11 protein-coding genes are annotated in these 14,245 nt (G+C 70.2%); 7 read left to right on the top strand and 4 right to left on the bottom strand.

Annotated elements, in window-relative coordinates:
• Positions 1-35 precede the first annotated feature (35 nt).
• Positions 36-1,457, top strand: coding sequence for a S28 family serine protease (locus ABZU75_RS20990; protein ID WP_355556575.1), 1,422 nt, complete (start codon positions 36-38; stop codon positions 1,455-1,457).
• Positions 1,458-1,648: 191 nt separating this feature from the next.
• The gene (locus tag ABZU75_RS20995; RefSeq protein ID WP_355556578.1) at positions 1,649-3,964 is read left to right on the top strand and encodes a M64 family metallopeptidase; all 2,316 of its coding nucleotides are present in this window, start codon (positions 1,649-1,651) and stop codon (positions 3,962-3,964) included.
• A gap of 132 nt (positions 3,965-4,096) precedes the next feature.
• Here ABZU75_RS20995 and ABZU75_RS21000 read toward each other — a convergent pair whose 3' ends face one another.
• Positions 4,097-5,140, bottom strand: a complete 1,044-nt coding sequence (locus ABZU75_RS21000; RefSeq protein ID WP_355556581.1) for a pyridoxal-phosphate dependent enzyme — start codon at positions 5,138-5,140, stop codon at positions 4,097-4,099.
• Between the two features lie 375 nt (positions 5,141-5,515).
• Between ABZU75_RS21000 and ABZU75_RS21005 the strand changes: the two genes are divergently transcribed.
• On the top strand, positions 5,516-7,573 hold the full coding sequence (locus tag ABZU75_RS21005; RefSeq protein WP_355556584.1) for a hypothetical protein: 2,058 nt from the start codon (positions 5,516-5,518) through the stop codon (positions 7,571-7,573).
• Positions 7,574-7,585: 12 nt separating this feature from the next.
• Here the strand turns inward: ABZU75_RS21005 and ABZU75_RS21010 are convergent, their stop codons facing one another.
• Positions 7,586-8,560, bottom strand: coding sequence for a GNAT family N-acetyltransferase (locus ABZU75_RS21010; RefSeq protein WP_355556587.1), 975 nt, complete (start codon positions 8,558-8,560; stop codon positions 7,586-7,588).
• A gap of 89 nt (positions 8,561-8,649) precedes the next feature.
• Between ABZU75_RS21010 and ABZU75_RS21015 the strand changes: the two genes are divergently transcribed.
• The 3 genes from ABZU75_RS21015 to ABZU75_RS21025 are packed head-to-tail and all read left to right on the top strand — an operon-like array spanning position 8,650 to position 10,731.
• Entirely contained in the window at positions 8,650-9,084 is a 435-nt protein-coding gene (locus tag ABZU75_RS21015; protein WP_355556590.1) for a hypothetical protein, read from the top strand.
• Entirely contained in the window at positions 9,081-10,535 is a 1,455-nt protein-coding gene (locus ABZU75_RS21020) for a GNAT family N-acetyltransferase (protein ID WP_355556593.1), read from the top strand. Before ABZU75_RS21015 ends, ABZU75_RS21020 begins: the two co-directional genes overlap by 4 nt.
• Positions 10,528-10,731, top strand: a complete 204-nt coding sequence (locus tag ABZU75_RS21025) for a hypothetical protein (RefSeq protein WP_355556596.1) — start codon at positions 10,528-10,530, stop codon at positions 10,729-10,731. The genes ABZU75_RS21020 and ABZU75_RS21025 overlap by 8 nt, the downstream gene beginning before the upstream one ends.
• A gap of 130 nt (positions 10,732-10,861) precedes the next feature.
• Here ABZU75_RS21025 and ABZU75_RS21030 read toward each other — a convergent pair whose 3' ends face one another.
• Positions 10,862-12,364 (bottom strand): SDR family NAD(P)-dependent oxidoreductase, encoded by a 1,503-nt coding sequence (locus tag ABZU75_RS21030; RefSeq protein ID WP_355556599.1) that lies wholly within the window; start codon positions 12,362-12,364, stop codon positions 10,862-10,864.
• Positions 12,365-12,585: 221 nt separating this feature from the next.
• Positions 12,586-12,876 (bottom strand): nucleoside triphosphate pyrophosphohydrolase, encoded by a 291-nt coding sequence (locus ABZU75_RS21035; protein ID WP_355556602.1) that lies wholly within the window; start codon positions 12,874-12,876, stop codon positions 12,586-12,588.
• 151 nt (positions 12,877-13,027) lie between these two features.
• Here ABZU75_RS21035 and ABZU75_RS21040 point away from each other — a divergent pair, with 151 nt between their 5' ends.
• Positions 13,028-14,041 (top strand): hypothetical protein, encoded by a 1,014-nt coding sequence (locus tag ABZU75_RS21040; protein ID WP_355556605.1) that lies wholly within the window; start codon positions 13,028-13,030, stop codon positions 14,039-14,041.
• The last annotated feature ends 204 nt before the right edge of the window (positions 14,042-14,245 follow it).

Consider the following 14,245-nt stretch of genomic DNA (forward strand, 5'->3'; position numbering starts at 1 on the left):
CTTCGACACTTCGTGTGTCAGAAGGAGACATATCAGTGCGCGTACTTCCCGCCCTCATGCTGGCGGTCCTCACCGCCGGCTCGATCGGCGTGGCCGGGGTCACCCCCGCCGCGGCGGCGGAACCCGGCCTCGCGCCCCCCGCCGCGGCGGTCGAGGACGAACTCCTCGGCAAGCTCACCGCCATCCCCGGGCTGACCGTGGTCTCGGAGACCCGGCCGACCGGCTACCGGTTCTTCGTCCTGCGCCTCACCCAGCCGATCGACCACCGCCATCCGGGCAAGGGCACGTACGAGCAGCGATTCACCCTGCTGCACCGGTCCGCCGACGCGCCGGTCGTGCTGTACACCGGCGGGTACGGCCTGCCGGTCAACCCCGGCGCCTCCCAGACCGAGCCGACCCGGCTGCTCGGCGCCAACCAGGTCTCGGTGGAGCACCGGTTCTTCCGGAACTCCCGCCCGGACCCGGCGGACTGGAGAAAGCTCGACATCTGGCAGGAGGCCAGCGACGAGCACCGGATCGTCGAGGCGCTCAAGACGGTCTACTCGGGGAAGTGGATCCAGACCGGCGCGAGCAAGGGCGGCATGACCTCGGTCTACCACCGGCGGTTCTACCCCGGTGACGTGGACGGCGTGGTGGCCTACGTCGCGCCGAACGACCGGGTCAATCCGTCCGACCACACCTACGACGACTTCTTCGCGAACGTGGCCGACCGGGCCTGCCGTACCGCGCTGAACAACGTGCAGATCGAGGCGCTCAAGCGGCGCGAGCGGCTGGTTCCGAAGCTGGTGGAGACCGCCGCGCGCGACGGGATCACCTTCGAGAAGACCCTGGGCACCGCCGACCGGTCGTTCGAGATGACGGTCCTCGACACGGTCTGGGCGTTCTGGCAGTACGCCAAGGTGTCCGACTGCGCGAAGGTGCCGGCCGCCACCGCCTCCGATGACGAGATCTACGCGTGGATCGACGACATCGCGGGCTTCTCCTTCTACACCGACCAGGGCCTCAACTACTACGCCCCGTACTACTACCAGGCGGCGAGCCAGCTCGGCTGGCCCGACCTGAAGTTCGCGCACCTGCGCGGCATGGCCAGATACCCCAAGCTTTACCAGCCCAACTCGGTGCTCCCCGCCGAACTGCGCACCGGGCACGACCCGAAGCCGATGCTCGACGTGGACCACTGGGTGCGCAAGGACGCGAGCCAGATGATGTTCATCTACGGCGAGAACGACCCGTGGAGCGCGGAGCGGTTCACACCCAGCCGGAACGACTCCCATCTGTACGTCGCCCCCGGCGCCAACCACAGCGCGAACATCTCCCAGCTGAGCCCGGCCGAGCGTGACGCGGCGACGGCGACGCTCAGGCGCTGGGCCGGGGTGTCCGACAGCATCACCGTCAACAGCCGCGCTGTGCCGCCCCTCCCCGACGACGACATGCTCCCCCCTCGCGGGGAGCGCTGACCTCCCCTCCCGCTACGGCCGGCCCGCGGCCATACCGGGATCGAGGTCCGCACCGGTCCCCGGGCGCCTTGGGCGAGCGCCCGCTGCTCCACCAAATGAGCCCATGAATCCCTGTTTGAAATGAATGCCCGGGGCGCCGACGCACGACCGTGCGGGGCCGCCCCGACCACCCCCTGGAGGTTCCCCCCACCATGCGTATCACCAGGCCGCTCACCGCCTTGGCGGCCGTCTCGATGACCGCCGCCCTGCTCACTCCGGTAGCCCCCGCCAACGCCGCCGACGCCACCGTCGGCAGCGCCACCGTGGTGCCGCTCCAGGTCACCGGAGCCCCGGCCAAGCGGTTCAATCTGATCATCATGGGCGACGGCTACACCGAGAACGAGCAGTCCACGTTCGCCGCCGACACCGATCAGCAGCTCAACGTGATGTGGTCCATCGAGCCGTACAAGTCCTACCGCAACTACTTCAACGTCTACCGGGTGGACATCGTCTCCGGCGAGTCCGGCATCGGCTGTGACCCCGACCTGGCCTCCGGCAAGAAGAACACCCCGCTGAGCATGGCCTTCTGGGGTGGCTGCAACCCCGCCAGCGTCCAGCGGCTGATCACCATGAGCAACTCGGCGGCCAACACGTACGCCAACCTGGTGGCCGGGACCAGCAGCGCCAACCGGCAGATCCTGGCCCTGGGCAACAGCGGAACCTACGGCGGAGCGGGCGGCGCCTACGCCACCTCCTCCGGCCACAACTCGATGTCGGCCCTCATCGCGCCGCACGAGATCGGCCACTCGCTGGGCGGCCTGCAGGACGAGTACACCTACTACACGCGCGGCGTGGAGGGCGGCACCTACGCCGGGGCCGAGCCAGGCTCCGTACACCACACCCTGCTGACCGAGCAGCAGATCGCCGACCAGCGGAAGAAGTGGTGGCGCTGGCTGGGCGAGCCGAGCGAGGCGGGCGGCACCATCAGCCGCCACGAGGGCGGCCTGTACTTCGGCAAAGGCGTCTGGCGGCCCAGCGAGCACTCCATCATGAGGACGCTGGGCTACTACTACGACCAGGTCAGCCGTGAGGTCATGACCCAGAAGATCTCCGCCAAGGTCGGCCTCATCCAGGACGGCACGCCCACCACGTCGCCGGTCGGCGCCGACCGGGTGCTCTGGGTGGAGCCGCTGCACCCCAACAGCCACTCGCTGACCACCACCTGGAGCGTCGACGGCACCGAACTGCCGGGTGAGGGCACCGCGCTCGACCTCCGCACACTGAACCTGCCGGCCGGCACGCACACGGTGAAGGCGACCGTCGCCGACCCGACCGGCTTCGTACGGGACCCGGCCATCCGCTCCGGTGCCCTCACCGCGACCCGCACCTGGACCGTGGACACGACCGTGACCACCGTCCCCACCGCGGTCGGCGCCGGTCTGCTCTCCTCCACGCCCACCGACCAGGCCGTCGGCCACGACGAGGTGGTCTACGTCGAGACCACCCACCCCGACGACAGCGTCCCCGCCGTCACCTGGACGCTGGACGGCGCGCGGCTCGACGAGAGCGACGGGGACCTGGATCTGGGCGCGCTCACGCTCACCCCCGGCAACCACACCCTCACCGCCACCTCCGGCGGCGACACCCGGTCCTGGACCGTCGACAACACGCCGCCCACCACCGGCTACCAGCTCTCCGAGCCGCTGGTCGCCTCCGGCGACACCCACGTCTACAACGGCCCCTTCACCATGAGGCTCACCGGCGACGACGACCAGGACGGGTACGTGGTGAGCGAGTCCCGGGTGGACGGCGACGGCTGGTTCAACTACTTCGGCTGGCCGACCTCCGCCGATCTGCCGTGGACGTTCAGCGAGAGCGGCACCGTCATCGACAGCCTCACGTTCGGCAAGCTGCCGCGCGGCAGGCACACCGTCGAGTACCGCTCGATCGACCCCAGCGGCAACCACGGCACGGCCAGGAGCTTCACGGTCACCACCCTCGCGGCACCGCCCGCCTGCACCACCACGGTCACCGGCACCAGGAACGGGACGCTCGTTGTCCGCTCCGGCGTCACCTGCCTGAACGACGCCCGGATCAACGGCGGGGTGACCGTCTCCGCCGGCGCGTCCCTGGTGGTGACCGGCGGCACGATCAACGGAGCGGTCACCGCGACCGCCGCCGCCGAGGTGCACCTGCTCAAGGCGCGGATCAACGGCGCGGTCACCGTCTCCGGCACCACCGGCCAGCTGATCGTCGCCGGCTCCGACCTCAGGGGCGCGGCGGTGCTGAACAACAACACCACCGTCGACGCGCTCGTGATGGCGGGCACCAGCGTCCGCGGCGCGCTCGCCTGCGGCGGCAACACGCCCGCGCCGTCCAACGCCGGGGTGTCCAACCAGATCACCGGCAGCGGCCAGTGCGCCGGCCTCGTCGACCCCCGCCCCAACCCCCGCGGCAAGTCCTACGAAGCCGTGGTCTCCAGCACCATCCCGGAAAAGGGCATGTACGAGCACGACCACGGCCACTGACGGGGAGAACGCGGGTGAGCGCCTCCCGGTAGGGGTCTGCCCCGGCCCCTGACCGGCCCCGGGAGGTGCTCACCCGCGCTCAACGGTGGAACGTCCCGCACAGTCGGGTGCGGGACGTCCCACCCTCGTGTCTCACGAAGTCGTCCAGCACTCCCCATGATCGAGCAGGCCTTCCAGCCGCGCCGCGTACGGCCGCCAGTCCAGCCCCCTGTCCTCCGCCCAGCCATCGTCGTGGCAGGTCCGCAGGTGGCGCGCGCCGGCGTCGCCGATCACGGTCACCACGTCGCCCCGGACACCCTGGGCGCGCATCCGCGTGACGAGTTCCAGCGCACCCCACAGGTTCGTGCCCGTGGCACCGCCGACCGTCAGCCCGGTCTCCCGGCGCACCCGGCGGGCGGCGGCCACACTGGCGGCGTCCGGCACCGGCACCACCAGGTCGACGAGATCGGGGACGAACCCCGGCTCCATCCTCGGCCGGCCGATCCCCTCGATCCGGGACGGCATCCCGGTGCCGTAGTCGGCGGCGCCGCTCACCCAGCCCGGGAAGTAGGCGGAGTTCTCCGGATCGACCACGGCCAGTCGACCCGGCAGCTCATGGGCACGCAGGTGACGGCCGACGGCGGCGGAGGTGACGCCGGTGCCCGCGCCGACGACCACCCAGTGCGGGCACTCCCCCACCTGCCCGAACAGCTCCTCGGCCAGACTCCCCCCGTGCCAGTCGACGGTCGCGGCCGAGACGTAGTGGTCCAGGTAGTGGCCACCGACCTGATCGGCCAGTTCCCTGGCCTCGCCGTAGATGGCCAGGGGCGGATCGACGAACCGGCACGTCCCGCCCAGCCGTTCGACGCCCTCCCCCGAGGACCTCCTGGGCATCACCGCGACGTACGGCAGGCCGAGCAACCGGGCGAAGTAGGCCTGGGCGACTGCCATCGCACCCCCGGTGGCCTCCACCACCGTGGTGCCCGCCGCGATCCGGCCCGAGGCGATCGCCTGGCGGAACAGGGCACGCGCCAGCCGGTGTTTGAGACTCCCCGTCGGCTGCGCCGACTCGTCCTTCATCCACAGCCGCACCTCCCACCCGGTGGGCAACGGGAACCGGCGCAGCGGCGTGACAGGCGTCCGCTCCATCTCCGCGTCCAGTACGGCGACCGCCTCCACCGCCCACGCACTGATCATGCGGACAATCTATGCCGTCGTCGGCACGCGCCGTTGGCACTCGCCCGACGTCCCGACGAGCGTCCCGGCTGACTCCCCCGCCCACGCGCCGAGCATGTGGGCGATCCAGCGAGAAGGCGGGCATCGGCCCTGTCCGGCGGTCAAGATTCCACACGCGGAGCGTCAACGCCGCCCGGCTCCTCACTCCTGGGAGACGGGGGACGGCGGCCGCTGCGGCGCCCCATACCGGCCACCCGTGCAGGCTCCGTTGGATCCCGCACTGTCAGCGATGATGATGACACGATGGATCCCGTGCGCGCCGAGGCCGACCTGCGCACACCGTCCCGGCGAGAAAGAGCGACTCGGCCTGGTCACGACACATGAGTACGGGGGTTCATGGTGCGGACGTATTTCGATCCGGAGGAGGCCGAGGAGTTCGAGTCGGCGAAGGACCTGCTGGTCCGCCGCTGCCTCGCCTGGGCGGATGAGCACGGCGTGCGGGCCGACGGGGCGATGCTGGCGGCGGCTCTGGACGCGCGGCACCGCAGCCACGACGGGCGGCTGGCCTGCTGGGACGCGCGACAGGTGCGGCGTTTCCTGCTGGAATGGATTCCCCGGCACCTCGCGGCCGAGCGGGATGTCCTCGCCACCGCGCCGGAAAGCCTGCTGACGCTCCTGCGCTACCTCGCCGCGTCCGGCCTGCGTGACCCCCGGGGCGCCTCCCCGGCGGAGCTGGAGGCGACCGTGGCCGAGGCCGCGGCGGAGTACCCGGCGGCGCTGGCCGACCCCGCCCGGCAGGGCATCGGGAAGTTCTGGGCGCAGACCGCCCTCGACAACGGCATCATCCTCGACGACGAAAGGGCCGTGGCCAGATTCCAGCGCGATGTCGACATGGGCCGGATACGGTTCGACGCCGACATACTCGACAGGCTTCTTGAGGCCGAGTTCGCCGGTGCCGGACCCGACGACGAGCGGGCCTTCCCCCAGTCCCCCGTCGCCCTCCCTCCCGCCGCCGAACTCGCCGCCGAGGCCGCCCAAAGCGAGGTCGTACGGCAGCTGACCGCCCTGACCGGCTGGGTGGGGACGGGCGGGCGGCCCCTCACCAAGACCGGCAACCTGCGGCTGGCCGACGCCCGCGAGCTGGCGACGCTGCTGGGCACCGGGGAGCAGGATCTGCGGGTACGCAGCTCCGCCGAGCTGCCCCGGGTGAACCTCCTGCTGGCGTGGGCGAAGAAGACCAGCCTGGTGCGAGTGCGCAAGGGCCACCTGGTCCCGGTGGCCAAGGCCGCCCCCCTCCTGCGTGACCCGGAGGCGCTGTGGCGGCGCGCGTTCGAGGCGGTCTTCGAGCTGGGCACCGAGATCTGCACGCCCGCCTACGGGTGGGCCGCCTCCTCGATGCTCGCCACGGCGTTCGACCTGCTGCTGCCCGACGTGCTGAACACGATGTACAGCCTGCCGACCCCGATCCCCGTGGCCCGGCTGCAGGAGACCGTATGGCTGGCCTGCCAGGAGTACTTCCTGCTCGATCCCGAGGAGGACGGCTTCCGTCAGGACCTCTGGCGCCGCCAGGTCGCAAGGGACCTGCTCGCGGTGTTCGACACCCTCGCCGGCCTCGGTGCCGTCGAGCCGAGCCACGGTGTGCCCGACGAGCTGTACTCCAGCGACCTGCGTCCCGGCGTGCTCGGCGAGTTCGGCGAGTTCGGCGAGTTCGGCGAGGACGACCTGCCGTTGCCGCCCGAGGCACGCGCCCGGCTCCTGCCGCGCCTGGCGGAGCCGGGCCCGCTGGTACGGCTGACGCCCCTGGGCACCCGAGCCGTACGGGAGCGGTTGCTCGCCGACGGGCGGGACGCCCCGCTGCTCGGGGAACTGGCGGACGCCACGGCGGCCGAACTGCTGGGGGTGCTCGCCCAGCACTACACCCAGGAGACGGCGGCGGCCGAGCTCGAAGGCTGGCTGGCGACGCACGGAGGTGACGTCGAGCCGCTTCTGGACGCCGTACGCGCCTGCCCCTTCCGTACCCGCGCCTCCGCCATGCTCTCCACCCTGGCGGAGACACTCCCCGGCGGCCGGTCGATGCGGGCGGGGCTCCGGCGTGATCCGATGCTGGGGCCCGTCGTCCTGACCGCCCTCCTGGAGACCGGAGAGCTGCGCCCCGAGGATCTCAGCCCCGACGAGTACTCACTGCTACTCGCCGAGGGGTTGATCAACCTGCTGGAGCTGGGCGGCCCCGAGGCCGTCATGGAGCAACTCCGCGAGTCGGTGGGCAGGGACGCGTCCGAGTTCGTCGCGGAGGTGCTGGATTCGGGGCATCCCGCACGAGCGGCCCTGGAGGAGCTGCGCACCCTGGTGTACGAGCCGATGCTGGCCCGGAGGAGCCGGCTCCGCCTCATGCCAAGCCCCGCACCCGGCTCACGGGGCCGCCCCAGCGGCCACGGCAGGAAGCGCAGGCACTGACAGCCCGGGTTGTCACGTCACCGCAGGGACCAGTGGGAGCCCGTAGTCGGCCGTGCGGTGCGCGATCTCGAACCCTGCCCGGGTGTAGATGCCGAGAGCCCCGGTCGGGTTGTCCGCGTCCACCCCCAGGCCGGCCTTGTCGTACCCCTGCGCCCGGAACTCGCGCAGCGCGTGCGCGAGCAGCACGCTCGCCACCCCGCGCCCACGCCACTCGCGCAGGGTGCCGATGATCTGGATCCACGCCTCGCGAACCCCGGTCGCCTCGGTGTCGGCCTCGAAATAGTGGGTGAGCAGCACGCCCACGCTCTCCCCCGACGCGTCCAGCGCGACGAAGGACCCATCCGGCCGGAACACCTTCACCCCGACGACGGTGTTCCGCCAGGACTCCGGGGTGTGCTGGACGCTCCCCCAGTGGTCGACGAACGAGCGGTTACGCACCTCCCGGACGGCGTCCTCCAGGTCATCCCGGTAGGTGACGATCCGGAGCCCGTCCGGCAGTGAGACCTCCGGCAGCTCGGCGCTCAGGTCGAGGGCCATCCCGTAGAACCACCGGGCCGGCTCCATCCCGGCTCCGGCGACCAGCGCCCGCAAGCCCTCGTTGCGGGTGTCCACCTCGACGTGGAGTTCGAGCGGCTGCCCGGGGAACCGACGCTCGTGCAGCACCGGGGTGTTGCCGATCGCCCACTCCAGCAGGTGACCCCCCAGCCCCCGGCGCCGATACTCCGGATGCACCCCGCCCCACAGGCTCATCCGATGCACCGGCTCGGCCGCGGCCCGAGCCATGGTCACCCCGTACGCGACCAGCCGGCCGGACTCCCACGCCCCCAGCGTGCCCTCGACGGGATCGAGCAGCGGATTGACGAGCTCCTCGGCGAGGTCGTCCGCGTCGCTTCTCCCCCCGACCTGATCGACCGCGTCGATCGCCACCAGCAACTCCGCCCACGCCCCGACATCGTCCTTGCCCAGCGGGGCCCACTCGACGGTCATGGTTATCGAGCGTAGAAGCAGACCACCCGGCCCGGCGACCGATTTTCCCGCGACGAGGCTATCGACACCGGGACACCGCGGTCGCGACCGTGATCGGCCAGGGGCGCACGCTCACCGTCATCGCCCGGGAGGTCATGCTGACGCTGCTCATCGTCCGCGGTCCCATGAGTGCCGAGGACCTCGATCGGAACATGGTTGAGATCCCCGGCCAGGAACGGGGCACCCCCGGTAGCCTCGCCCAACCGGTCCTTGACGAACGAGTGTCCATGCGCCACCGGCTGTGGGCACTCGACTGCCATCACCTCGCGCGCCCGCTCGGCGCACCGTTCGCACTCACGCCGCAGGGCACCGCCGCAGCCAAGGCCGCGTTGCGCGCCCACGCCCTACGGCCACACCAAACGCTGGCCTGGGCTGACAGCAAAGGATGCTGCGATATCCGATGGCCCGTTCATATCCGAACATGGCACTGTATGACGGTGTCCGAGAAGGTGAACGCCCGCAGAGTCGTCCGAGCGGCATCATGAGCTTCGGTACCTACGCGCGCCGGGTCCGGAATCAGGATCTGCCGTACGGCCTGCGCCACACCTCCCTCAGATACGCGGTCGAGCGTTACATGCCCGTTGGATACCACGCGACCTGGGACTACATCACCAGCCGCGCCGGACGGATACGGACGGACGAGACCGCCCTGCTCCGCGCGCTGGACATCCTGGAGACCAGCCGGGAAGCCCGGCTGGCGGAGATGGCGGCGTTCGCACTGCGCCGTACGAGCGAGAAACGTGATCGCCGCACCCTGTCCGCCGGCGAGCACCGATACCGGCACGGCTGGCGCTGGCCGGGCCCTGACGCGCACGAGGCGATGCACCAAACGGTCCAGACCCTGTGGGCCCAGCGCCAGCGGCTGCCCTTCCCGGAGGTACCATCCCTGGTCACGCTGGACTCGACCGTCGCGGACTGCGTACAGACCTACCTGCGCCGGGGCGGAGCCCTGCATCCCGACCATCGGGACATCCTGCGGTCCTGCCTGGCCGACCTGCGTGCCGTACGGTTCGATTACCGTTCGCCCATCTCCGGGGCGCTCACCTATTTCCTTCAGCTGCGCAAGATGGCCGAACTCATGGCACACGACGCGCTACCGCTCGTACGCCGGGCATGGCACGGCGACGCGGAGCGGATCGCGGAGGTCTTCCTGGCCGCGCGTGGCCAGATGACCTACCTGCCGCGGCTGCACACCGACGAGGAGACCCGGGCCTGGATCGCCGGGGTCGTGGTCGCCCGCCACGAGACATGGGTGGCCGAACTACACGGCCAGGTCGCCGGATTCGCCGCACTGGACGACCAGTGGCTGGAACACCTGTACGTCGCACCGGAGGCCCAGGGCCACGGCATCGGCTCAGCCCTGCTCGCCCAGGCCAGGAAGGCACGGCCCAGCCTGCTCAACCTGCACGTGTTCCAGCAGAACACCGGCGCCCGCCGCCTCTACGAACGGCACGGCTTCACCCTGGTGGCGCTGGGAGACGGCGACGACAACGAGGAGAACCTCCCCGACGCCCACTATCGGCGGCGAGCCACCGCCGAGCCGCGGCAGCCGGAACCGGCCGGCGGGCTCAACGAATCCCTCACGTGCGCCTTCCCTCTCGCACTGGCCGACGACGTTCGCACTGCTGTCGGGGTCATGCCGATCCCCGGACACTGCTCGGCGACGTCCTTTGAGGTGACCGTCGGCGAGGACCGCGTCACCGTTCCCGAGCGGATCTACCATCCCGAACCCACCTCCGAGGCGCTCAGTGCGCTGCCCCCCCGTCCAGCGGGTGATCCTGCACTGCCTCTACACCCGTCACCACGACGGGTTCGTCCGGCAGCGCCACCTCGCCCAGATCATCGGCTCACTGGAGCCATGGGTCATCCCGTACGTGGCGCGACTGATCGGAGAGTACGTCGTGGAGATCGTGGGGGATGTCCACCGCGTGCTTGATGATCTCGGCCGGCCCGGCTCCGCCGTCCACGCCGCCTACGGGCGATTCTTCGCCGACAATCCGGACTTCCTGACAGTGACGGAACAGCGGGTGATCAGCTACTGGAGCTGCTACCACACAAGCGCCTATCCTCGGCTGCGCGAATACCCGGGCTACCTGCTGGTGTCGGCCCTGCGGGCGGCGGCCTCGGCTTGATCGAGCGGATACGCCTTGGCCTCGGCCCATAAGGCAATCGGCCCCGGCCCCCTGCGAGCAACGGTGCGGCGGGTCGCGGGCCGCCCGGTACGCAGCCACGCGAGCAACCCGTCGAGGTCGTGCGGCTCGCCTACCACGGTGCCTGCGCGTAGTCCTTGAGGAAGACGCCGTGCACCGGGTCGCCCGCCTCGCCGCGCACGATCGGGTCGTAGACCCGCGCGGCACCGTCGATGACGTCCAGCGGCGTCCGGCGGTCGAGCCACTCCCGCACCGGCACCGGGTTCTCGTCGGTGATCCAGCCGGTGTCCACGCTGCACATGTACACACCCTGCCGCGCCAGATCGGCGGCGCTGGTACGGGTCAGCATGTTCAGTCCGGCCTTGGCCATGTTGGTGTGCGGGTGACGGCCGGTCTTGTTCGGCACCGCGAACTGTCCCTCCACCGCCGACACGTTCACGACGTACCGGCGCGGGAAGGGCGCGGCGAGCAGCAACGGCAGCAGCCGGTCGATCAGCAGAAACGGCGCGACCGCGTTGACCAGTTGGACCTCCAGCAGCTCGGCCGGGTCCACCTCACCGATCCGCACCGACCAGGAGTTACCCGCCGACATATCCGGCAGCAGACCGGACGCGTCCGGCACTCCCAGATTCACATTCCCGGAAGGCGAGACCGACAGTCGCTCGGCCTCGTCCACAGGAGTCGAGACCAGCAGACCCCGGGTCTCATCCCCGAAAGGGGATACCGGAAGCCCTGGCAGATCCCAAGCCCCATCACCTGACGGCAGCGGAAGGCCCGACAGATCCCGGAGCCCGTCACCTGGCGGCGGCAGCGGAAGACCGTTCCCGTCACCGGAGAGCGACACCGGAGGGCCCGGCATGAACCCCGGTAAGAACCCCGGCACCGTCGACGCCCCCGGCGGAAGCCCGGCCCGCTCCCCCTCGACCAGGGCAGCGTAGGCCGACGGCGGCCGGCGCAGGGTCTGCGCGGCATTGTTGACCAGGATGTCCAGCGGATCCCCGGCCGCCAGGAACCGGTCGCCGAGCGCGATGACCTGGCGAGGATCGCACAGATCGATCCCCACGACCTCCAGGCGCCCGCCCCAGTCACCGGCCGCCGCGAACCTGCTGACCGCGTCGGCCGGAAAACGGGTGGTCACCGTGACGTGGGCGCCGTCACGGAGCATCTTCAGCGCGAGCTGATGCCCTATCTTCGTCCGCCCCCCGCTGACCAGCGCCCGCCGCCCCGACAGGTCGGTACGGGCCGTACGATGGGCCGCGTTGAAGGCCGCGCACGAGGGGCAGAGCAGGTGATACAGGCTGCCCACCCGAGTGAAGTGCTCCTTGCAGACATAGCAGCGTCGCGCCCTGCGCAGCTCTCCGGCCGGCTCTCCCACTGGTCTCTCCGAGATGGGAGCGTCGATCACCCGGTCTGGACTGCCCATCGCGGTGGCCGCCAGCACCGCGGCGTCGGCCTCCTTCGCGGCATGATCACGCTCCTGCCTGCGGCGCTGCTGCCCGTCACGGACCAGTGCGAGCGCCGCGTGCGCGATCCACCTGCGGTCCGGATCGTCCAGCGGGAGCCGCCTGGCCTCGCCAAGCGCTCGCAGGACCGTCCAGACGGTCTCGGAGTCCACGTCATCCTCCCGGGGGGGGTGGGGCCGACTGGATTCGAATTCCCCTGTGAGAGAAAGTGCGACGGCCAACTGCGCTACAGCCCCTACGCAGAACGGCTCGGTTTCGAACCGGCACCTGCGTTCACCCTACCGAGAAGATCAACCCATTTTTGATCATTCGCCGGACTCCGAAGGGCCGCGTTAGGGGCGAGAGGAAGAACCATAGATTGCCCCGATTACCGTCATCCTTCGAGGTAGACGCGTTCGAGGAACGCCCCCCGCTCGGCCCGTTTGACCTCGGCGACCTTCTCGATGTCCGCCCACTCGTGCCCATGAACCTTGACGATGGCCCGCAGCACTTCGAGCACGTCGGCGATCTCCTCCGCCACCTCGGTCACCCCGGCCTCGCGCAGCTCCGCCGCCTCCTCAAACAGCTTCTCCAGCAGCGCCGCGCGGTAGTCCGCCTCCCCGAGCACGGTCACCACCGGCTCCCCGCCATGCTCCCGAATGATCTCCGGAATCCTGTCCCGCACGAGTTTCCCCACCTCAGACCGCCCCTTCGCGCACGTACGGCTTCCTTCGGAAAGCCCAGAGACTACCGGGCTCCTCCGTCGTGCGCGTTCCCCGACAGGAGCGGTGAAAATGGCCTGTATTTCGGCAAATACACACCCAGGGTGGCGGCGGATGGATTTCTCTCATTGGGAACAGAGCCCACGCTCCTCGTGGCGCATGGCCGTACTCGTAGGGGCGAACACCCGTACCTACAAGTTCGCCCTCGGCTCCGCGCTCCTGGACGCCGCCGCCGAAGGCCGGTCGGAGATCCTGCTCCGGGACCTGGCGGTGCCGTACGCGATGGGGCTGGTACGGCATCTCGGCCAGGCACCGCAGGTATCCCAGAAGGGCGAACGGGGAGAGAAGGATTTCCTCTCGGTGGCCGAGCGAGAGGCCGCGGAATCGCTCAGGCTCGGAAGCCCCACCGAAGAACTGCTGGCTGCGGCCATCCAGTCCATGCCCAGGATGGTGATGCGGAAGTTCCACAACCTGCGCGGCGAAGGAGCGGAGGTGCCGCATCGCTTCTACGAGGTGACCGGCCGCTCCCACGAACAGGTCGTCCGGCTGAGCAAGGAACTCCGCGACATCGCCCAGTCGGAGCAGGCCCCGACCCTACGGGGCGAGCTGTCAGCCCGCTGGAGCATCGTGGAGACGTCCTTCGCCATCGGGATCGGCCAGAGCCTGATCCGTGAGGGTGTCGTCGTGGACATGAGCACCCTGCAGATCACCGACCGACAGCGCCGCCGATCGGTCGCCGGCGTCACGGACTCGGTCATCGGCTTCCAGCGCGGCCTCTGCCTGATCTGCACAGACCTCATCACGCTGAACAGAGACAGCATCGCCGTCGACCACGTGTTCCCCCTCTCGTTCAAGAGGCTTCTTCCCCCCGGCGGCAATGGGACGACACCCGACCTGGACGCGATCTGGAACCTGGCTCCCACGCACGCGGGGTGCAACGGACAGAAGAGCAACCGGCTCCCCACCGAGCAGGAGATGTTCAGACTCGCGGAGCGGAACGAAGCCATCATGCAGTCGCCTCGCCCGCTCAGAAAGACCCTGGAGCTGACCTTGAAGCACAGCGGGTACAAGAGCACGCAACCAGGCGAGTGGCACACCTTTATCCGACACGTACGTGGCCTCTTTTGACGCATCACCTTTTACGGAGCGGGGACTGACGACGTGAGTCCCAGGTGCCGACGTCGACCCCGGGGTCAGAAGGGCGGGTGGTGGTCGGAGAAGGCCGGTGCCCACGGTTGCGTGGGAAGGTGGGCACCCGCCGGCGGGGGCGGGCCGGCAAACCGCACGGGGGGGGGAGGTCGCCGACCCGGGGGTGGGGGGAGAGCGAACCCC

Origin of the sequence: Streptosporangium sp. NPDC005286 (assembly GCF_040607515.1) — a bacterium.
Lineage (GTDB): Bacteria > Actinomycetota > Actinomycetes > Streptosporangiales > Streptosporangiaceae > Streptosporangium.

Bases quoted from the DNA above. Each gene is read 5' to 3' on its own strand.
- ABZU75_RS20995 (WP_355556578.1), top strand. From the start codon at position 1,649: ATGCGTATCACCAGGCCGCTCACCGCCTTGGCGGCCGTCTCGATGACC.
- ABZU75_RS21000 (WP_355556581.1), bottom strand. From the start codon at position 5,140: ATGATCAGTGCGTGGGCGGTGGAGGCGGTCGCCGTACTGGACGCGGAG.
- ABZU75_RS21005 (WP_355556584.1), top strand. From the start codon at position 5,516: ATGGTGCGGACGTATTTCGATCCGGAGGAGGCCGAGGAGTTCGAGTCG.
- ABZU75_RS21010 (WP_355556587.1), bottom strand. From the start codon at position 8,560: ATGACCGTCGAGTGGGCCCCGCTGGGCAAGGACGATGTCGGGGCGTGG.
- ABZU75_RS21020 (WP_355556593.1), top strand. From the start codon at position 9,081: ATGAGCTTCGGTACCTACGCGCGCCGGGTCCGGAATCAGGATCTGCCG.
- ABZU75_RS21040 (WP_355556605.1), top strand. From the start codon at position 13,028: ATGGATTTCTCTCATTGGGAACAGAGCCCACGCTCCTCGTGGCGCATG.